20 protein-coding genes are annotated in these 20,833 nt (G+C 43.1%); 6 read left to right on the top strand and 14 right to left on the bottom strand.

Features of this window, described 5'->3' with window-relative positions; translation table 11 throughout:
• Positions 1-18 precede the first annotated feature (18 nt).
• The 12 genes from atpG to ABEB05_RS01825 all read right to left on the bottom strand — a co-directional run bounded on the left by atpG (position 19) and on the right by ABEB05_RS01825 (position 10,422).
• Complete coding sequence (gene atpG / locus ABEB05_RS01875; RefSeq protein ID WP_265787019.1) at positions 19-909, bottom strand: ATP synthase F1 subunit gamma; 891 nt, start codon at positions 907-909, stop codon at positions 19-21.
• Positions 910-911: 2 nt separating this feature from the next.
• Positions 912-2,528, bottom strand: coding sequence for a F0F1 ATP synthase subunit alpha (atpA, locus tag ABEB05_RS01870; RefSeq protein WP_265787017.1), 1,617 nt, complete (start codon positions 2,526-2,528; stop codon positions 912-914).
• 33 nt (positions 2,529-2,561) lie between these two features.
• Positions 2,562-3,110, bottom strand: a complete 549-nt coding sequence (gene atpH / locus ABEB05_RS01865) for an ATP synthase F1 subunit delta (RefSeq protein WP_265787015.1) — start codon at positions 3,108-3,110, stop codon at positions 2,562-2,564.
• 5 nt (positions 3,111-3,115) lie between these two features.
• Positions 3,116-3,631: a F0F1 ATP synthase subunit B gene (atpF, locus tag ABEB05_RS01860; protein WP_265787013.1), complete on the bottom strand. Its 516-nt coding sequence runs from the start codon at positions 3,629-3,631 to the stop codon at positions 3,116-3,118.
• Positions 3,632-3,662: 31 nt separating this feature from the next.
• Complete coding sequence (gene atpE / locus ABEB05_RS01855; protein WP_265787011.1) at positions 3,663-3,878, bottom strand: ATP synthase F0 subunit C; 216 nt, start codon at positions 3,876-3,878, stop codon at positions 3,663-3,665.
• 61 nt (positions 3,879-3,939) lie between these two features.
• Positions 3,940-4,974, bottom strand: a complete 1,035-nt coding sequence (atpB, locus tag ABEB05_RS01850; RefSeq protein WP_265787009.1) for a F0F1 ATP synthase subunit A — start codon at positions 4,972-4,974, stop codon at positions 3,940-3,942.
• Positions 4,975-5,377: 403 nt separating this feature from the next.
• On the bottom strand, positions 5,378-5,593 hold the full coding sequence (locus tag ABEB05_RS17090; protein WP_350356643.1) for an AtpZ/AtpI family protein: 216 nt from the start codon (positions 5,591-5,593) through the stop codon (positions 5,378-5,380).
• Positions 5,594-5,605: 12 nt separating this feature from the next.
• Entirely contained in the window at positions 5,606-6,109 is a 504-nt protein-coding gene (locus ABEB05_RS01845; RefSeq protein WP_345694227.1) for a bactofilin family protein, read from the bottom strand.
• A gap of 8 nt (positions 6,110-6,117) precedes the next feature.
• Positions 6,118-6,981 carry a murein hydrolase activator EnvC family protein gene (locus tag ABEB05_RS01840; RefSeq protein ID WP_265787006.1) on the bottom strand — a complete coding sequence of 288 codons (864 nt, stop codon included), beginning with the start codon at positions 6,979-6,981 and terminating at the stop codon, positions 6,118-6,120.
• A 15-nt stretch (positions 6,982-6,996) separates the two neighbouring features.
• Positions 6,997-7,317 carry a DUF3467 domain-containing protein gene (locus ABEB05_RS01835; protein WP_265787005.1) on the bottom strand — a complete coding sequence of 107 codons (321 nt, stop codon included), beginning with the start codon at positions 7,315-7,317 and terminating at the stop codon, positions 6,997-6,999.
• Positions 7,318-7,325: 8 nt separating this feature from the next.
• A complete protein-coding gene (locus ABEB05_RS01830; RefSeq protein WP_265787004.1) occupies positions 7,326-9,419 on the bottom strand; it encodes a T9SS type A sorting domain-containing protein in 2,094 nt (697 codons plus the stop codon).
• Positions 9,420-9,438: 19 nt separating this feature from the next.
• The gene (locus tag ABEB05_RS01825; RefSeq protein WP_265787002.1) at positions 9,439-10,422 is read right to left on the bottom strand and encodes a PLP-dependent cysteine synthase family protein; all 984 of its coding nucleotides are present in this window, start codon (positions 10,420-10,422) and stop codon (positions 9,439-9,441) included.
• A 154-nt stretch (positions 10,423-10,576) separates the two neighbouring features.
• Between ABEB05_RS01825 and ABEB05_RS01820 the strand changes: the two genes are divergently transcribed.
• From ABEB05_RS01820 to ABEB05_RS01795, 6 genes are all read left to right on the top strand, one after another.
• Positions 10,577-10,852 (top strand): DUF4290 domain-containing protein, encoded by a 276-nt coding sequence (locus ABEB05_RS01820; protein WP_265786999.1) that lies wholly within the window; start codon positions 10,577-10,579, stop codon positions 10,850-10,852.
• A 147-nt stretch (positions 10,853-10,999) separates the two neighbouring features.
• A complete protein-coding gene (locus ABEB05_RS01815; RefSeq protein ID WP_265786997.1) occupies positions 11,000-12,457 on the top strand; it encodes an isochorismate synthase in 1,458 nt (485 codons plus the stop codon).
• Complete coding sequence (gene menD / locus ABEB05_RS01810) at positions 12,450-14,150, top strand: 2-succinyl-5-enolpyruvyl-6-hydroxy-3-cyclohexene-1-carboxylic-acid synthase (RefSeq protein ID WP_265786995.1); 1,701 nt, start codon at positions 12,450-12,452, stop codon at positions 14,148-14,150. Before ABEB05_RS01815 ends, menD begins: the two co-directional genes overlap by 8 nt.
• Positions 14,138-14,977, top strand: coding sequence for a 2-succinyl-6-hydroxy-2,4-cyclohexadiene-1-carboxylate synthase (gene menH / locus ABEB05_RS01805; RefSeq protein WP_345694226.1), 840 nt, complete (start codon positions 14,138-14,140; stop codon positions 14,975-14,977). The genes menD and menH overlap by 13 nt, the downstream gene beginning before the upstream one ends.
• 13 nt (positions 14,978-14,990) lie before the next feature.
• A complete protein-coding gene (locus ABEB05_RS01800) occupies positions 14,991-15,824 on the top strand; it encodes a 1,4-dihydroxy-2-naphthoyl-CoA synthase (protein ID WP_265786990.1) in 834 nt (277 codons plus the stop codon).
• Between the two features lie 266 nt (positions 15,825-16,090).
• Complete coding sequence (locus ABEB05_RS01795; protein WP_265786988.1) at positions 16,091-16,672, top strand: O-methyltransferase; 582 nt, start codon at positions 16,091-16,093, stop codon at positions 16,670-16,672.
• Positions 16,673-16,700: 28 nt separating this feature from the next.
• Here the strand turns inward: ABEB05_RS01795 and ABEB05_RS01790 are convergent, their stop codons facing one another.
• On the bottom strand, positions 16,701-16,886 hold the full coding sequence (locus ABEB05_RS01790) for a hypothetical protein (protein ID WP_265786986.1): 186 nt from the start codon (positions 16,884-16,886) through the stop codon (positions 16,701-16,703).
• A gap of 130 nt (positions 16,887-17,016) precedes the next feature.
• Entirely contained in the window at positions 17,017-20,649 is a 3,633-nt protein-coding gene (locus ABEB05_RS01785; RefSeq protein WP_265786984.1) for a vitamin B12-dependent ribonucleotide reductase, read from the bottom strand.
• Positions 20,650-20,833: the final 184 nt, after the last annotated feature.

The following is a 20,833-nucleotide window of genomic DNA, read 5'->3' as shown; positions in this document are numbered from 1 at the left end:
TCTTAACAATAAATTTATCTATGCATTCTCCAGCGCCTGTGCACCTGAAATAATTTCTGAAATTTCAGTTGTAATAGCACTCTGACGCGCCCTGTTATACTCAAGTTCAAGATCTTCCTGCAACTCGTTTGCATTCTCGGTAGCGTTATCCATTGCGGTCATTCGCGCCCCCTGCTCAGCTGCATTTGATTCAAGAATAGCCTTCCATAACTGTAAATTCAAGTGGGAAGGTAATAATTCTTTCAGGATACTATCTACATCCGGCTCATAAATATATTCTCTTTCAGGCTGATCACTGATTTCTTCATCAATCAGTGAAGTCGGGTCAATAGGTAAAACAGATTCGACTATACGCTCTTGAGCAATAACTGATTTAAATTCATTATAAGCCAGCTTTACTTCATCATACTTACCAGACGTATATTCTTTAATGACCCACTTCATAATTTCTGAAGCCTGGGCAAATTGAACATCTTCAAAGAAGTTAGGATATTCAGCTATAATATTATACTTACGCTTGCCAAAATGCTTGATTGCTTTTCGTCCGATACAAACAAGAGAAAGGGAATCGTTCGACCTCTGTTCTGCATATTCTTCCTCAATTTTTTTTCCAATAACCTTAAACAGATTGTTATTGAAAGCACCACACAAGCCCCGATCGGAACCGATAATAATAAACAAAACCTCATTACGGCTTTCCGGCTCTCTGAGAAGCTCGTGATCTTCAGAAGCATTTTGAACCAACCGACCTACAATCTGCTTCATTTTAGAAGCGTAGGGGCGGGTCTCAATGATTCTATCTTGAGCCTTTCGCAATTTAGCGGCAGCAACCATTTTCATGGCCTTCGTAATCTGCCGCGTATTTTTAACGGATTCTATCCGGTTTCGTATGTCGCGAAGATTCGCCATGTTTAAGAGTTCTCAGTAGCTGTAAGTTGATCAATTATTGTTTGAGCAGTATTCAATAACTTGTCAGCAAACTCATCACTAAGCTTACCGGATTCTGCCAGTTCAGTCATTTTTTCATCAAATTTAACATTCACTGTCTCGAGGTATTCGGCCTCAAATTCCTGAACCTGATCAATTTCCAATTCATCCAGCAATCCTTCACTATTTATCTTAAGCAATGCAATTTGCTCTTGCACCGCAAGAGGCTGGTAAATATCCTGTTTCAACAGTTCAACCGTTCGCTCTCCACGCTTCAATTGTCGCTGAGTGGCAGGATCAAGATCAGATCCAAACTTAGCAAATGCCTCAAGCTCACGATATTGGGCCAAGTCCAGCTTCATAGTACCCGAGAGGTCTTTCATGGATTTAACCTGAGCAGAACCACCTACACGAGATACCGAGGTCCCTACATCAATAGCGGGACGGACACCGGAGTTAAACAGATCCGTATCAAGAAATATCTGTCCGTCTGTAATAGAAATAACGTTAGTCGGAATATACGCAGAAACATCGCCAGCCTGTGTTTCAATAATCGGCAAAGCAGTCAGAGATCCACCGCCTTTAACTTTCGGCCTTAATTGCTCCGGAATATTATTCATTTGCCGGGCAATCTTATCATCATCAATTATTTTAGCAGCACGCTCCAAAAGCCGGCTGTGCAGATAAAAAACGTCACCAGGATAAGCTTCCCGTCCAGGCGGTCGTTTCAACAGTAGTGAAAGCTCCCGGTAAGCAACGGCCTGTTTCGAAAGATCATCGAAAATGACTAGTGCATGCCGGCCTGTATCACGGAAGTACTCCCCAATTGCTGCTCCTGCAAATGGAGCGATATATCGCATGGGAGCCGTGGAACTGGCGGGTGCAGAAACAATAGTGGAATAGTCTATGGCATCATGATCTTCAAGAGCTTTAGCAATTCCTGCAACCGTAGATCCTTTTTGTCCAACCGCTACGTAAATACAATGTACCGGTTTTTCCGTATCCTGTGTTTGTTTCTGATTTATAATGGTGTCAATAGCTACCGAAGTTTTTCCGGTCTGGCGGTCACCAATAATCAGCTCACGCTGGCCCCGTCCAATTGGGATAAGTGAGTCAATAGCTTTAATTCCAGTCTGCAAGGGTTCCTTAACCGGTTCTCGGTAAATAACACCCGGAGCTTTTCGTTCAAGAGGGACACGAATAGTATCTCCGGAGATAGGTCCTTTTCCATCAAGGGGACGTCCCAGTGGATCAATAACGCGCCCTAAAAGACCATCCCCCACATTAATAGAAGCAATATCCTTGGTCCGCTTCACGGTGGCGCCTTCTTCCACAGCACTAGTAGGACCAAAAAGTACAATTCCCACATTGTCTTCCTCGAGGTTTAAAACCATGCCTCGAACGGTATTTCCATCTTCATCTTTAGAATCAGGAAGATCGACAAGTTCTCCGGCCTGTACTTTGGACAAGCCATAGACGCGGGCAATACCATCCCCTACTTCGAGAACAGTTCCAACATCATAGACATCCGCTTCGCTTTCAAAACCGGATAATTGCTTGCGTAATATTGCTGATACTTCGTCTGGTCTTACTTGACTCATTGCTTATATTGTAATTTAAAACGTATTTGATTTCTATTCTACAGTAGATGAAAGCAGTGATTCTTCCAGCTGTTCCAATTGATGTTTAACCGTACCATCAATTACTGTGTCATCGATTCGGATAGCCATTCCTCCTTTCAATGATTTATCCAGGCTGATATCCATCTCTACTTTCTTCTGGGTTTTTTCCTCTAGCTTCTGATGCAACAACTCCCGTTGTTCATCTGCCAGCTCTTCGGCCACATACACATTAACCGTAATAATGCCGACCTGTTTTTTATATTGAGCTATAAAGGCAGTGGTAATCTGATCCAGCAGATTAATACGATCTTTACGCGATAAAAGCTTTAAAAAAAGCTTTGTAGCCTCCCGGATCTCATCAAAAAAAAGCTTATCCAATACAGCCGTTTTGTCATCAAACTTAATAACGGGACTCTTCAAAAAAGTAACCAATTCACTAGAATCATTTAACGTATTATGAATGAACCGGATATCTTCAAGTATTTCTTCCAGTTCATTTCGTTCGTTGGCTACCCCCAAGAGGGCCGTTGCATATCTTGTGGCTGCTTTGGTTGTATGCATATACCTTAATTTTTAGAGATATCTTTGATAAAGCTCTCCACGAGCTTGCTATTTTTCTTTTCGTCAAGCTCTGCATCAATAATTTTAGATGCCGACTGCACGGCCAGGTGAACAACTTCATCCCGAAGTTCCATGAGCGCACGTTCCTTTTCTTGCTCAATGGTTTTTTTAGCCTGGGCAATCATCTCTTCTGCCTCTTTCTTAGACTTTTCAATTCGTTCAGCACGAAGCATCTCAGCTTCTTGTATTGCCTCTTTACGAATCTCCTGAGCCTTCTTTTCCGCTTCCCGAAGAGCTTTCTCATTATCCTTTGAAATTTGCTCGGCACGGTTAAGTGCCTTCTCAGCAGATTCCAATGAATCTTTAATCCGTTCTTCACGTTCCTGCAGAGCATCCATAATAAGAGGAACGGCATACTTACCCATGATCCATAGAAAGATGATCATACTTATAAGTACCCATATAGCGAACCCCCCGTTAAATGAGAGGATTCCACCTCCACCTGCCAATAATAGCATCATGATTCGATGATTATATAATAATTATTATCATTTATACTTGGAGTGCAAGAAGGATACAAACAATAGCACCGATCAGAGCTACACCCTCAATAAGAGCTGCAGTCAAAATCATGGCTCCACGAATATCTCCGGATGCTTCAGGTTGACGAGCAATACTTTCCGTAGCACCCTTGCCGATCATACCGATACCTATTCCTGCACCAACTGCTACAATTCCTGCTCCGATTCCTGCTGCTAATAAACCCATAGTATTTACCTGTTATGTTTAGTTGTTATTTGAATTAATAAGTATGTATGAGTGAAAAATATTAAGCATGAGCCTCAATTCCTTCCTCATGGTGCTCGTGCTCTGCTGCTGCCATCCCAATAAACACGGCGGAAAGCAGTGTGAAAATATAAGCTTGTAAAATCCCGACAAATGCCTTCAGTATATACAATACCGCTGTCAGTGGTACAGACAAGAAACTAACTCCTATTCCTGCAATTGAACCAAAGATATCAGCAAAGATGAAGATCAGCCCCAGAATACAAATAATCATAATCTTACCAGAAAGCATGTTTGCAAACAGACGTACGGCCAGGGCGAAAGGCTTGGTAAAAAGACCGATAATCTCAATAGGAGTTAAAATAATACGCATCAGAGGATGAACTCCGGGAAACCAAAAGACATGCTCCCAGTGGTCCTTCGAGCCATTCCACTGTGTTAATACAAAAGTAATAAATGCCAAAATAGCCGTAACCGTTATATCAGCCGTTGCCGTAACTCCCCACGGTAAGAGCCCGAAAAGATTCATAAAAGTGATGGCTACAAAAACGGCAAATAGATAAGGAACAAATTTTCGATATTTATCATTGGAAATATTTTGCTTCGCTATATCATCCTGAACAAATACAAATACAACCTCAAATAGATTTTGAAACCAGCCTTTTGGCTCTGTCTTTCGTCCCTGTCCCCTTTTATACCGACGAGCCATAGCAATAGTCAACCAGAGAGTCAGTCCGATACCAATCCATACATAAACTAAATGAGAAGTGATTGACATATCCAATGTAACTTCGTTCCCATTGGATGGAACCAGTACTCCATTTTCTTCAACAAAATCTCCCGAATTAAGAGCCGCCCCGGTACTTGAATAAAAATGCCACTCTCCGTCCACTAACATAATACGAGGTAACTGCAACTCATATCCGGGCAAAGCAAAATAATGATGATCAACCACCTTTCCCATAACATCAATAACAGAACCTGAATCCTCCTCATCTGCCTGTGCGGCTTTTACAGAAGAAGCAACAAATAAGAAAATCAATAAGGTAACGAGTACGCGGCGAAAGGCCTGTAGCATTTACTTTTTAATTGTCAGTTTGCAGTATTTTGTTGATTGAAAAAATCTCAATTACAGAATGGAGAATATAAGAAATTATAAAACTAACTGTAAAGGAAATTTGATGAAATTTTATAGTCTGTAAAATAAGGATTAATCCTACCAGCACTATAATAAAGCGGAGGGACAAAACAATAAGGAAATGTCGGTAAAATACTTTATGGGGCTTTCTCCTGAAGTTCTTAACAATAATGAAATTTGATCCGACAAAAATGAAACTAAGTACATTCGCTCCTACTATCATCCAAAAGGCAGGATAAAAAAGGAAATATGAGAGCAGAGCAATACAAACTAAGATAAACAGGCTCACCCATAAGAATAGAACAAAGACCCTGCGAAAAGTTTTTCCAGCCAACGCTACACGTTAAGACTTCTGATTAAAATGCCTGTTAAGCTTAAAAATCATCACAAAAATATTTAAAATGCCCACCAAACAGCCAGTCAGCAAAAGCCAGGGAGCCAAATCAAAATAACTGTCGAGCCAATATCCAATTAATATAGGTATAGCAAGGGCCCCGGCTATCTCTATCCCCAAAGAGACATACCTAATATACTCGGCAAGAAAATTTTGTTTGCTCAATATGGGAGATAATTACTTCTTTTGAGTTTTAGTCTCCTTATCCTTGTCTTCTTTTTTATCTTTTGAATTCGTTTTTGACTTTGTTCCCGTCAGGCCATTTATCGTAGATTTCTTACTATTGCTACCACTACTGCTGCCTTCTTGGGTCATATGGAATTCACCATTTATTTGGGCACCCTCTTCTACTAATAGTGTTTCAGTATAGATATCACCTTCAATCTCGGCCGAATCTCGTAAAACAAGTTTATTGGTAACTTTTATTTTACCATCCACATGGCCGGCAATATCCGCATCAACTGCTTCAATATTTCCTTTAATATTGCCCGTTGAAGAGATAATGACTTTTCCTTTCGCATTAACCTCTCCGTCTACGGTACCGGCAACACGGACGTCACTTTTAGTTTTAAGCGTACCTTCTAATGTTGTGCCTTCACTAATCATATTAACTGAGGGACTATTGGGTTTGTTGTTATTAGAACTCATATTATTTTGATTGTCGTTCTTTTTATTAAACATAAAGCTGTTTACAAATTTATGAGATAAGAATTAGGATTCTGAGGAACACCATTTTTCCAGATTTCTATATGTAAATGAGGACCCGAACTTATAATACCGACATTCCCGGCAGTGCCAAGCACATCACCTTTTAAAACAATATCACCTATAGATTTAGAAACACTTGCAGCGTGCTTGTAGACGGTAACTATATCATTACTATGTTGTATGTATAATACCCATCCGTAATTTAAAGTCCAACTTTGATTGATAACAGCACCGTCTGCAATTGCTGCGAATGCACTACCCTCTCGGGTAGCAATATCTATACCGAAATGACCTTTTCCAGGATCATATTCTCGTGTGATGGTTCCTTCCAACGGATAGCCAACTGGAAATTCCGGTTTATTCTCAAATATATCGGAAAGAACAACTTCGTTCTTTGCCAATAAGGTATCCTGCATAGTGTGTACTTGCGAAAAGTTTGAAAGTTCCGAACTTTTTTCATTTTCTGGAATTTCTGCTTCGCTCCGTGATTGGTTCACGGCAAAGACCGTATCCTGTCCTTCTGCTATCACCTCTTTTAACTGGAGAAGCTGCTCGTTACGTACCTCCAAAGAATCCTGGAGCATCTGAACTTGTTGGGCAATTTCAATAGCCTGTGTTCGTAACTCCTTTTCAGTCTGGGAAAAAAACAAACCAGCTATCGGGGTAAACTTTAGCAGCAGAAATACCCCTACGGCTACTGTTAATAACATTCCACCGATAAGATAGAATATCTTAACCGGTTTAAAACGATAGCTGGAGGAAGGATCAGGCTCGCGGTCATCAAATAATACAAAGGTTAAATCCCGCTCCTTCTTATTAAAAAGCTGTTTTAAAAAATCTAGCATGATGTCTTCAATAGGCTATGCTTCAGGTGTCGGTCCCCGGTAATTAAAGGGTACATCAATCTGATCATCATTTGATATCGTCCCGTTTTCGCTTTCGAACCGCTTAATGTTTTCAGATAACGCATTGACCAGACGTTTTGCATGATCCGGAGTGAGGACCATTCGCTTTACCACTTTTGCCTTCGGGCGTCCGGGCATTACGGAGATAAAGTCCAAAATAAATTCAGAGGCAGAGTGTGATATCATAACTAAGTTGGAATACGTTCCACTTGCCTCTTCGTCGGGCAATTCTATTTCTATCTGACCTTTTTTCAGGTTACTGCTTTTGTCAGACATATCAATTTCTATTTAATTAAAGTTAGCTTTCCAGTTCCTACGTATGAATTTACCTTAAGCTTATATAAATATATGCCACTTGAAAGATTTTCTGCATTAAAATCTACCCAATGAGGTCCTTTTTCCCGATCTTCATCAACTAATACCACTATTTTCTCTCCCAGTATGGTATATATTTCCAAAGTAACATTCGAATCTTCTTTTAAGTCATAAGGTATTGTGGTTGTGCCACTAAAAGGATTGGGATAATTTGGGTATAAAACAACCGGCTTTGGTAAGCTATCGGATTCGGAGGTCTCATCTGATTCTTGCATTGTATAAACCAGAAGAGAGCCATTATCTGATTGCTCAGATTGAAGCGATAACTGACTACCTTCTGTATCGTACACGTGTACTTCATCCAACTCCATCCCATTTTCTATCTTGAATGAGATCCTATTAAATTCCGGAACTTTGTTTAACAAGTGAATATTGAGAGTATTGTTTTCTAAATAACTTTCAAAACGAACTTTATTTCTTTGATTCCAGAATTGCCCAAACGACTCAATGGATTCAATACCCATATCCGGAGGTAAGCGATCCAAATAATTCTTTAAAGCCCTCAATTTATAATCCCTGTTTGGATGTATTAATAAAACAGTCGGTGAGGAATTTGCATCATATTTTTTTGTTACTTCTAACCATAAACTCACTACCTCTTCATAATTATTCCCGTCAAATTCCCCGTCAATCACATCAGAAATAGTAAGCGGTATTTCAAGTAATCCCGTCTCCTCCCCGGAAAAAGACCGGTCCTTCAAACTGTAATAGGGAAAAGAGGTCATAATGTTGTTAGCCGAAAAGGTTGAGTTATATTTATAATCCAGGGTATCAAGCATATTAATCAACTTGTCGTGGAACAACAGGTGAGGTGCCCGAAATGATTGGATTTTCTGATCCTGAGATGCATCCTGACTTAAAAGATTTTTCGAAACCTCCAGCTCTCCGGCTAATGTGGCGCCCTGTGTTTCTCCATTACTGTGTGTAGGATTATAGCTTGATTTAGTTTCGCCCAGATTGCCAACGGGGAGATTATCGAAATCTGGAAAATGACCTACAGCATGGCTTCCAATGTTCTGCCCTTGTTCGTCAAGCTTTGCAATAGAATCTCTGTATGCAGTGTAATAGTCACCGTCAAGAGCATCATGAATATAATGCGTAGTGATAAAATAAGTGGCAGTTATCCCGCGACCGTTTTGAAATTCGGCGAATCGATTCATAACCTTCATACTGCTTTCGCTATCCACATCATGCGTGAGAATTACAGAGGAACTGGTATTTGAGGGAGAAGTATGTTTCCAAACCAAAAAGGGAATGTGTTCTGCAAATATACCTCGTAACATAAGCGAATAGACATCAGCTCCAGGCTCAAAAGCATTAGAGTAATCCCTGTTGGCCGAAAAATCCAGCCCCAGCTGATTCCTTACAATAACATCTCGAAAAGAAATACCAATAGCATATGCATAGCCCTCTCCATAACTATTGCGGGTTATAGCAGGATTGCCATCATCAAACGTTGCCAAAATTTCAGCGCCGTCCTGAAAATAGGCCCTGCTTAAAATCACATTTTCAGTAGATTGGCTTCCCAAAGGAACTTGTTCTTCCCGTGGCTCATTAAATAGCTGATAAATCTGATCAAACTCATCTACCTCAAAAGTGATCGACTTTCGGCTTCGCGAATATTCTTCATTATGAATCCCAAAGACATCAAAAAGATTGGAATCCTTAAAATTAGGTGATATTAACACTCCTCCATTATCGACATAATTTCTAAGTATATCCCGTTCTACGTTGGAAAGGTTTGTTTCATTAAATCCCTCCGTGGCAATAAGCACTGAGTGCTCAATAGCTCGTTCAAAATTTTGAGTTATCTCAAACGGAACACCGGCAACCTCCGCCATATACCTGACAGATAATGTCTTGGCTAGATCCGGGTTGCCGGTTTGCTCGTTATTTATTTCAAGAACAGCTACACTGCGCTCAAAATTTTGGACATTAATATTTGAAACCCCAAATAAGAGCCCAATCCCCATCAACAAAATACTGTGGGTAATAAAGCGCATAGATTTTGGATATGGTAATTTAATCCAGAAACCCTTTTTCTTGCATCCACTTGTCGTTAAATATTTTAGATACATACCGGGTTCCGCTGTCGGGTAATATAATCACCATCAAATCATCTTCACCAAAATCTCCGGAACGGGCATATTCTAAGGCTCCATAGACCGCTGCGCCGCAGGATCCCCCCACAAACAAGCCTTCTTCTTGTGCCAGCTTGCGGGTCGTAATAAATGCATTTTCATCATTTACCTGCATAACTGCATCAATAAGATCAAAATCCATGTTTTCGGGAATAATATCTTCTCCAATTCCCTCAGTCAGATAGGGATGAATCTCATCTTTATCGAATTCGCCTGTTTCAAAATACTTTTTATAAACCGATCCTTTACTGTCTACCCCTATCGTTTGGATATCTTCGTTTTGCTCCTTCAGATACTTTGAAGTGCCAGAAATCGTTCCTCCGGTACCCATACCTGCAACATAATGGGTTACATTTCCCTCTGTTTGCTCCCATATTTCAGGACCTGTTGTCTCATAATGAGCCTGGGTATTGCTGGGATTATCGTACTGGTTGGGATAATAGGAATTTGGTATCTCTTCGCTTAGCCTTTTTGCTACGGAATAGTAACTCCGGGGGTCATCGGGCTCTACATCTGTAGGGCATACTTTTACTTCAGCTCCCAAGGCCCTCAGCATATCAAGTTTTGCTTTACTTTGCTTATCGGTCGTTGTAAAAATGCAGTCATATCCTTTGATTACGGCAGCTAATGCTAATCCCATTCCGGTATTGCCGGAAGTACCTTCAATAATGGTCCCGCCAGGCTCGATCAATCCTTCTTTTTCTGCATCCTCAATCATTTTTAATCCGATACGATCCTTTACACTATGGCCCGGATTAAAGTATTCAACTTTAACAAGAACCGTCCCCTGAAGATCATCAGCTAGATTATTCAGCTTTATTAAGGGCGTATTACCGATTGTTTCCAGTATTGAGTTATAGTACATCCGACAATTTCTGAGCTTAAATTAATGTTCAATTTATTTAGGAAATTATTCCATAATATAGGGATTTTGTGGAAATCCACCGAATTCCTCTTTATTTCGATGGCCAAGCGTCTTATCTTCTTTGCAAACAAAAAATAGATTTTATCCTTAAAGCATGTTTATAGAACAAAAGAAACCTAAAGATTTTGATTGCGGTTCAAATCTGGATCGCATGATCGCCTCCCTCCCACGCATTAAAGATGAGGAGGAACGCATTGAATACGCCAAGCGTGCCGTTGGTCTCATCAAACAGAGTCACCCTAACTGGGTTGACGAAAATGGCAACAGCAAAGAAGCATGGAAACATTTTTTTGCATTGGCCGAATATGATCCCTCAGAATACGGCATTTACAATCCATTTGAATCGAACGAGGCAGACGAGGCCAAATAGTTTTAAACTTACCGATTATTGGCTATCCAGTAATTGTTTTATTCGTTGAGACACTTCTCTGCTAAATAAGGATGACATTTACGGAAGAATAAGTTATTTTCAATTTTTATTGAAAGTTCTGAAAGTTATTCTTCAGTTGTAATCTTTATGGATACCGATTTAAAATCAACCATACCCGTTTTGGCGTTAGATTCGGCACAAAAGGCCGATCAACACCTGAAAGAATTTATTAAAGATTTATTTCAACAGCCGAGTATACAACAAGCTGTATTTACTTTTCCTGTTGACAATACCGATCCCCTTTCCCTCCTGTCTTCGGTATATAAACAAGAAGGTTTCTGCTATTATTGGGAACAACCTTCAAAACAATTTTCAATTGTTGCCGGGGAAAGCCTTATAAAACTTTCGTCTGCGGGCACCGACCGGTTTTCAGATATTCAGGAACAGCAACAGGAAGTTATATCTTCTACTGCAACTTTTTCAGCTCTTTCTCATCCCTGCGCGGGACTCATGTTTTTAGGGGGATTCTCTTTTTTTGATGAAATGCAGCAACCGCTATGGGACTCTTTTGAAGCTGCATCCCTAGTGGTACCCAAATGGCTGATAGTGCAAGATTCTGAGCATACTCTTCTGACACTGACCTTTCACTTGGATACATTTGACAACCCTGATGAACTGCATCAAGAAGTTATCCGGCGGATTGAGAACGTACCGGACAAAAAGCAGTCTTTCAATTCAGAAAACAACAGTCCGAGAGACTCAGAATATAAAAATAACCGTTCCTTCCCGGAATCAAGCCCCAATTACAAGGAGTGGGAAACTTCCGTAAATCGATCCGTCGATTTTATTGATGAACAGAAGTTCCAAAAAATCGTACTTGCCCGACAGATTTCCGTGCCCTACGAATCGAAACAATCGGCCGTCAGATTCATTTCCCGGCTAAGAGAGCAATATCCCAATTGCAGCTGCTTTCTTGTTCGCCAAGATGAAGATCACACTTTTTTGGGAGCTACCCCAGAAAAATTGGCCTCTTTTAAAGACGGCAAACTTTTTACCGAAGCCTTGGCGGGAAGTATACAGCGGGGACAAACCCCCGAAGAGGATTCAGCTTTGGCACAGAATCTCTCTTTTAGTTCAAAGAACCAGAAGGAACACCAATTTGTAGTACGCGATATAGAACAACGACTCAAATCCCTGGCACATACTGTTTACAGGGAGGAGCAACCCAAAGTTAAAAAGCTTTCCAATGTGCAACACCTATATACTCCCATACGTGCTGACCTCAAGCCTGATGTTAATGTTATGTCGGTGCTGCAACAACTCCATCCTACACCAGCCGTTGGCGGCTATCCCTGGGAAGAGGCCGCTCCTCATATAAAAGAGTTTGAAAATTTTGACAGGGGATGGTATGCTGGTCCCATAGGCTGGCTTAACGGCAGCGGTAACGGAGAATTTGCTGTAGCCATCCGAAGTGGACTTTTAAACGGCACCCATGCGCACTTTTTTGCAGGATGCGGAATTGTTGCAGACTCTGACGCCCAATCGGAATGGGAAGAAACCAATTTGAAATTGAGACCCATGCTCTCGGCTTTTGAATATGACTGATCTGGAAACAAGAAACATTTCGTTTTACTGGGCTACGATTTTTATTCGCAGCCTGTTGACATCCGGGGTTCGTCATGTGGTTATTTCCCCGGGTTCACGGTCCACTCCCCTTACCATGGCTGCAGCGGCTCATCCAAAGCTGCAAAAACATATTATTTTGGATGAACGATCGGCAGCCTTTACTGCTTTGGGCATAGGAAAGGCCACGGGCAAACCTGCGATACTTGTTTGTACTTCCGGAACCGCCGCATCTAATTATTACCCGGCTGTTATAGAAGCCCGCCAATCGGGTGTTCCACTTATTATTGCCACTGCTGATCGTCCCCCGCATTTACGGTCAACGGGAGCCAACCAGGCTATCGATCAAATTAAATTGTTTGGAGATTACCCGGTCTTCTTTCATGAAGTGGGAGAACCACATGCTGACGAAAAAGACCTTAAACGATTGAAAATGCTTGCCCGTCAATCGGCAGGTATTTCACAGCAACGTCGGGGACCCGTACATCTTAATTTTCCTTTCCGAAAACCCCTCGAACCCACACCCGATTTTGTAAAAGAAACGGAAAAGGAAAACCGGGAAACAACTGTGAACACTAGTACCTTAACACAATTCCGCCAAGAGATTTATCACTTGCCAAATGGCGTTCAAAAAGCTATTGCATCCAGCTCCAGGCCACTTATCATAATCGGTCCCCTTGCTCCAGAAGATGATACCCAATCTATTGCCAGTCTGGCCGAACAATTAGACTGTCCCGTACTTTCCGAATCAACTGCTGAAACTGACTATGCTATCAATGGCTTTGCGGGATTTCTGAAGAGTTCCGATGTCCGGAATAATTTACAGCCCGATTTAATACTGCGTTTTGGCTTCCAGCCTACGTCAAAAGCAGTTGAACTGGCGCTCCGAAATTGGGATACCGATCACCATTTCCATTTTGCAAGTACCACTGACTGGCAGGATGCCACCTTTGCCGGAAGCAGGCATCTCCCCTGGCTAGGTCGCCCCATTGCTATTGAGCAAGTAAATCATTCGGATAACAAAGAGTGGATTAATCAGTGGAAAAAAACAGATTACAGTTTTAGAAATTACCTTAAAAAGAATATTAATGAAACAGCAGAACTAACTGATGGACACCTGTTTCATCAGTTGCTTCCTCAATGCGGAGATGAGTATTTCATTGCCGTATCCAACTCATTTCCCGCGCGGGATATCCAACTTTTTGGCCGGAATGTCAACCGGCACCCGCTATTTCTGAACCGGGGCGCCAGCGGCATTGACGGAGTGATCTCCACCACCATTGGCCTGAGTGCCGGCCTTCAAAAACCGGGAATCCTTTTTATTGGTGACCTGGCATTCCTGCACGATACAAATGCCCTGCTGAACCATAAAATGGTAACCCAAAACCTAACTATTGTTGTGGTCAATAATAGTGGAGGTTCCATTTTCCGGATGCTTCCGATCAAAAAGCATAAAGACTATTTTGAAGAGTATTTCGAAACGCCGCAATCTGCTGATATCCAGCAATTGGTACAATCCTACGGTATTGACTACCACCAGATTGCTGATCTTTCAGCCTTATGGGAATTTGATCTCCAGAAATGGCAAGAGCGGCACCCTCGTCTCTCGGTTATCGAATGCCGTACGAATTCGGATGCTTCCATGGCGCTCCGCAAGAAACTTTGGAATTTCTAGTTATGGAAACCATTGAACTCAATCAGCAAAATTATACCTATTGCATCCATCAGCAAAAAGCAGGGCTCCCCTTCCTGCTGATGCTCCATGGCTTTATGGGCGATCATCGTGTGTTCAATCATCTGATGGACGATCTGCGTAGTTTTTGTAATCCCGTAACTCTTGATCTGCTCGGCTATGGAGAATCATCCAAACCTGCATCCGAATATCGCTATGATGAGCAACACCAAATAGCCGACATTAAAGCTTTCATAAATCACCTTGAGGTAGAAAAATTATATATCCACGGCTATAGCATGGGCGGAAGACTGGCGTTGAAAACGGCACTCCATACATCCGGGGAGTTTGAAGGGCTGATATTGGAAAGCACTACCTGTGGAATCACTGATCCAGCGAAACGTAAGGAGCGAATAAAGACCGACAACAAAAGAGCGAATCAAATTGAAACCGATTTCCAGCATTTTATATCCAGATGGAAAGAGTTAGATTTGTTTAAGTCTCCTGTGTCTGTTAATAAATCGTTAATGCAGGAGTATCACCAGATTCAGTTGGCCCAATCGCCCACCAGTCTGGCAGCTTCCTTACGAGGATTTGGTACCGGATCAATGACTCCGGCCTGCAGTGATATCAAACAACTGGATTTACCGGTTCTTTTAATAGCTGGTACAGCGGATAAGAAATACCAGCGCATAAACCGCTATTTGGAGAAACAATTTCCCAATACTACGTTTCAATCCATCAAAGCCGGTCATAGGGTCCACCTGGATAATCCCACACAGTTTGCGGATACCATAAATCAATTTATCAATAAATTTACTTTAGACTAACTCACGAATAATTATGAACTGGACAACGGTTAAAAAATACGACGACATCACTTTTAAAAAATCGAACGGCGTGGCACGCATCGCTATTAACCGACCTGAAATCCGCAATGCCTTCCGTCCCAAAACGCTCTTTGAACTACAGGAGGCCTTTCTGAATGTGCGAGAAGATCAAAATATAGGCGTGGTTTTACTTACCGGCGAAGGGCCTTCTCCCAAAGACGGAAAATGGGCGTTTTGCTCCGGCGGCGACCAGAACGTACGCGGGAAAGCCGGCTACAAGGATGATGCCGGAACGCCGCGCCTCAATGTGCTTGATCTGCAACGGCTTATCCGCTTTATGGGCAAGGTGGTGATTGCCGTAGTTCCCGGCTGGGCGGTCGGCGGCGGACATAGTCTCCACGTAGTTTGTGACTTAACGCTGGCCAGTAAAGAACACGCTATTTTCAAACAAACCGATGCCGACGTAGCTAGCTTCGACGGTGGGTATGGCTCTGCCCTGCTCGCGCGGCAAATAGGGCAGAAAAAGGCACGGGAAATATTCTTTTTGGGGCGTAACTACTCTGCCCAGGAAGCTTTTGATATGGGCATGGTAAACGAAGTCGTTCCCCATGAAGAACTGGAAGAAACGGCTTATCAGTGGGCGCAGGAGATCCTGGAAAAAAGTCCCACTGCAATACGAATGATCAAATACGCCTTCAATTTAGTGGATGACGGCATGGTAGGCCAACAGGTATTTTCCGGCGAAGCTACACGACTGGCTTACATGACGGATGAAGCTGAAGAAGGACGCGATGCCTTTTTGGAAAAACGAAAGCCGAACTGGGATAATTACCCCTGGATTGGTTAGTAATTATTAAAGGTCATATAAAATTCGGCAAGTCTCTGATACTAGCCGTGTTTGAAGATATAGTATTGCAACAATTCTAAATGGGTCAGATCTACTTCATCGCTACCATCTACTCAGGCACCGAATAGTATTTCTGCTGGGTCCTTCCCTGATATAGATAACTTCCCTACCCCGAAGTACCCTATATCGGGATAGAGATATTGGGTACTTCGCGGTAGCAACAAGGATTATGTTCCATCAGCTAGCACTTAATTAACAGCTACATTATGAAAGATACTGCATTCCAACAAATTCCAGAGGCCCTCAAGTCCATTGAACAGGATACTAAAAAGAGTGACTTTACGATGCCTTCTGAACGTAAAACAGGATCACTGTTGCGTACACTCGTTAGCTCCAAACCCGGTGGACGTTTCCTTGAATTGGGAACCGGGACGGGGCTTTCGACAGCCTGGCTTCTCTCCGGCATGCATCCGTCTTCGCTGCTCGACTCAGTTGATAATGATAATACAGTCCTTGAAATTGCCCGGCGACATCTTGGGCATGATAAACGCCTTACATTTCACAACTGTGATGGAGGAGATTTTATCAGGCAGGCACAGCCCAATTATTATGATCTGATTTTCGCGGATGCCTGGCCGGGTAAGTATAGTTTGCTGGATGAAACCCTGGATCTGCTTAACGTTGGAGGATTCTACATAATCGATGATATGAGTCCCCAGCAAAACTGGCCCGAGGGACATGAAAAAAAGGTGAAAAAACTTTTGAAGACACTTAATGAATACTCACATCTCAATGTATGCCGCTTAGCATGGGCTACCGGTATCATTATTTGTTGCCGGGTAAATTAAAGGAACACCTTGAGTATAGGGGCATTTGTTAATACAACTTTTCCTCTTTAAGCAATGAAATAATCTCTTCCAAATGCTTGCTATGATCTTCCTGGGCTTTTGCAATACGGCTGATCTTGGCTCCAATCCAAAGAAAATAACCGATCACAATTAGCCACGGTGATAAGAAGATGAGTAACATTGTTATAATTTCCATCCCGCCAAAAGGTGCCATTGTAATAAGTCTTTTTTTAAAAATTAAACTATGATAAAAGCCCCGACAGCATATATCTGTCGGGGCTTTTGTAATTAAGTTAAGTATCAGAACACGGCAAGTTTAAAAGGCTCGCCATGATTAATTTTATTTACGAGCAACCGGTAGTCGACCCGCAAGTAATACACTTCTGACAGGTGCCGTTGCGCACCATCGTCATACTTCCGCATTCGGGGCAAGAGTCGCCGGTATAACCCAGTTCTTTCGCCTTCTCGTAATCGCTCTGGTAACTGTTGTCATCTGCGGCAGTCTGGGCCTTTTTCGTCGGTTGTGATTGCACCACCGTTTCTGGCTCCTCAGATTCACCATTATCATCATCGGTACCAGGGGCCTGCTTTGGATCTACGCGCTTGGCCTTTTCACGGGCCTGTTCGGCTTCTTCCGAAGGCCGCATTTTTCGCGACATCACATCTTCTGCAGGAACATGAGCCAAATCATCCCGACCGAGATAGGTTACAGCCAGCTCGCGGAAGATATAGTCGATAACAGAGGTCGTCATCTTAACATGCGGACTTCCATTAACGGTTCCGCTGGGCTCAAACTTGGTAAAGGTAAAGGCATCCACAAATTCTTCGAGTGGTACCCCGTGCTGCAGTCCAAGTGAAATTGCAATAGCAAAGCAGTTGGTCAGGCTTCGGAAAGCGGCGCCTTCGCGGTGCATATCTATAAAGATTTCACCTAGCTGTCCGTTTTCGTACTCACCCGTTCTCAGGTAGACACTCTGTCCGCCGATCTTCACCTTCTGCGTATAACCGCTTCGACGGTTAGGCAGGCGCTGACGATCAGCCACATACTTATGGATAATCTTCTCAGCCGTTTCAACTACCTTATTCTGAGCTTCCGCGGTCTCCTCATCCAGATCTTCTTCGTCGAGGTCTTCAAAGACATCGCTGAGACTATTCAGCGGCTGACTCAGCTTTGATCCATCGCGATAAAGCGCATTGGCTTTGAGCATCAGCTCCCAGGAATCCATATAGGCATCCTTGAAGTCTTCTACGGTGGCCTCGTTCGGCAGGTTGATCGTTTTTGAAATAGCGCCGGAAATAAACGGTTGTGCAGCAGCCATCATGCGGATATGTCCGCCGGGTTTGATGTACCGTGTTCCGATACGTCCACATCGATTAGCACAGTCAAAGACCGGCAGGTGCTCATCTTTCAGATGCGGAGCGCCCTCTACGGTCATGGTTCCACACACATAATTATTAGCTTCCCTGATCTCCTCGTTGGTGAACCCGAGATGCTTGAGTATATCAAATTGCGGATTAGCAAGCTGCTCATCTGTAAGTCCGAGCTCTTCCTTGCAGAAATCCTCGCCGAGCGTCCATTGGTTAAAAGCGAATTTCACTTCAAAACTACTGGGCAGCGCTTCCTCAATGGCTTCAAGTTGTTTATCACCAAAGCCTTTCTCGCGCAGGCTCTCCTCATTAATATGCGGACAACCGTCCAGCGTGCCGTATCCTTTTGCATAATTAATGATTTCCTTACGCTCTTTGGGACTGTAACCCAAGTTCTCTAACGCCTTGGGCACGCATTGATTTATAATCTTAAAGTGTCCGCCGCCGGCCAGTTTCTTAAACTTCACCAGGGCAAAGTCGGGCTCAATGCCGGTAGTATCGCAGTCCATAACCAGACCGATCGTTCCGGTCGGTGCAATAACCGTTACCTGGGCGTTGCGGTAGCCATGTTCCTTACCCATTTCTACGGCCTTTTTGGAGTCTTCCCGTGCCGCTTTTAACAGGTTGTCGGGACATTCATTCGCATCAATACCCATCGGCTTGACGGTAAGCCCTTCATACTCATCGGGATCCACATTGAAAGCCGCTCGCTTGTGGTTGCGAACCACACGAAGCATGTGTTCTTTATTTGCTTCATAGCGTTCAAAGGTCCCCAACTCACTTGCCATCTCCGCACTGGTCGCATAAGCATTCATGTGGATGATGCTAGTCAGCCCACCGGCAATCGCACAACCTTCGGGACTATCATAGGGAACGCCCTGAACCATCAGAGCCGCGCCTATATTCGCATAACCCAAACCGAGCGTGCGATACTTATAAGAAAGATCTGCGATCTCTTTGGAGGGAAACTGGGCCATCAGCACTGAAATTTCCAGCACAACTGTCCACAAACGGGAAGCATTACGAAGCGCTTCCACATCAAATTCCTGACACTGATCCGTTTTAAAATACTTCATCAGGTTCAGTGAAGCCAGGTTACAGGCCGTATTATCCAGGAACATATATTCCGAACAGGGATTACTACCGTTTATGGGTCCGTCCTCGGGACAAGTATGCCATTCATTAATCGTATCATGGTATTGCGCTCCCGGATCAGCACATGCCCAGGCCGCATTGGCGATATCGTCCCAGAGTTCACGCGCCGGCATACTCTTGCAGGGCTCTGGTTCTCTGCCCTCTTTCTCAGCATTACGTTTTTCAGTCCTCCAATACAGGTTCCATTCGTCATTATTTTTGACGGCCTTCATAAACTTATTGGGAATACGGACCGAATTGTTGGAATTCTGTCCACTCACCGTACGATAAGCCTCTGAATCCCAGTCAGTATCATATGTATCAAACTCCAGATCCGTAAAGCCCTGCTCAGCCAGCTGAACGACGCGTTCAATATAATTCAGCGGCACCTGGTCTTCCTTCGCTTCTTTAATTGCTTTTCCGAGCTCCTTGTTTTTCAGAGGATCACGGCTGACCGCCCCGTTGAAGGTACGCCCGTCAATCTCCACCGGCTTATTACACAGCTTAATAATTTTCTTGAGATGCTTTTCAAGGATTTTGGATCCTGTTACAATAGAAGCGACCTTTTGCTCCTCGCGCACCTTCCAGTTTACATACTCTTCAATATCAGGATGATCCAGATCCAGCGTTACCATCTTGGCCGCACGACGTGTCGTACCACCGGATTTGATAGCACCGGCCGCCTTATCTCCAATCTTGAGAAAACTCATCAGACCGGAAGATTTTCCGCCGCCGCTCAGAGGTTCTCCTTCACCGCGAATTTTGGAAAAGTTGCTGCCTGTTCCGGATCCGTATTTAAAGAGGCGGGCCTCCCGTACCCACAGATCCATAATACCGCCCTCATTCACGAGGTTGTCATCAATGCTCTGGATAAAGCATGCATGCGGCTGTGGATGGGTATAGGCATCTTCCGAGCGCTTAAGCTCTCCGGACTTCCCGTCGACATAATAGTGTCCCTGCGACGGCCCGTTGATGCCATAAGCCCAGTGCAAGCCGGTATTAAACCACTGCGGGCTGTTTGGAGCCGCCATCTGGTTTGCCAGCATATAGCACAGTTCATCATAAAATACCTTTGCATTCTTTTCCGAATCAAAGTAGTCATGCTTCCAGCCCCAATAGGTCCAGCAACCCGCCAGACGATGAAATACCTGGCGACTATCATCCTCTCCGCCAAAACGCTCATCCTCGGGAATATCTTTCATCGCCTTTTCATCAGGTACGGAACGCTGCAACCATTTGGGTACTCCCTTTTCCTTGACTTTCTTAGTCTTTTTGGGGACTCCGGCTTTGCGAAAGTATTTCTGAGCTATCACATCTGTTGATACCTGCGACCAGTCTTCAGGTACAATTAGCTCATCCATCGAAAAAACCATTGAGCCGTCCGGATTTTTAATCTCCGATTTCCGGCTCTCAAATTTCATGTCCCCGAATGGGGTTTCCCAATCATCCTGAGTATAAAAGCGTGTAAATTTCATATAATTTCTCCAGTTACTTGACTAATAATTATTACTTACCTGCGTTGTAGAAGGGATTTATAAAACAATTAATAACTCCACATTTTCTATAATTAAATATAACGGACTGCAACTTTGGAGCAAGTAAAAAACCCAATTACTTTTCCACAAAATGGGGAAGTTATCCACAATTTTTAGCCACCTA

The organism is Fodinibius salicampi, from assembly GCF_039545095.1.
In the GTDB taxonomy this organism is placed as follows: domain Bacteria; phylum Bacteroidota; class Rhodothermia; order Balneolales; family Balneolaceae; genus Fodinibius; species Fodinibius salicampi.
This window is presented reverse-complemented; position numbering and strand designations above follow the sequence as displayed.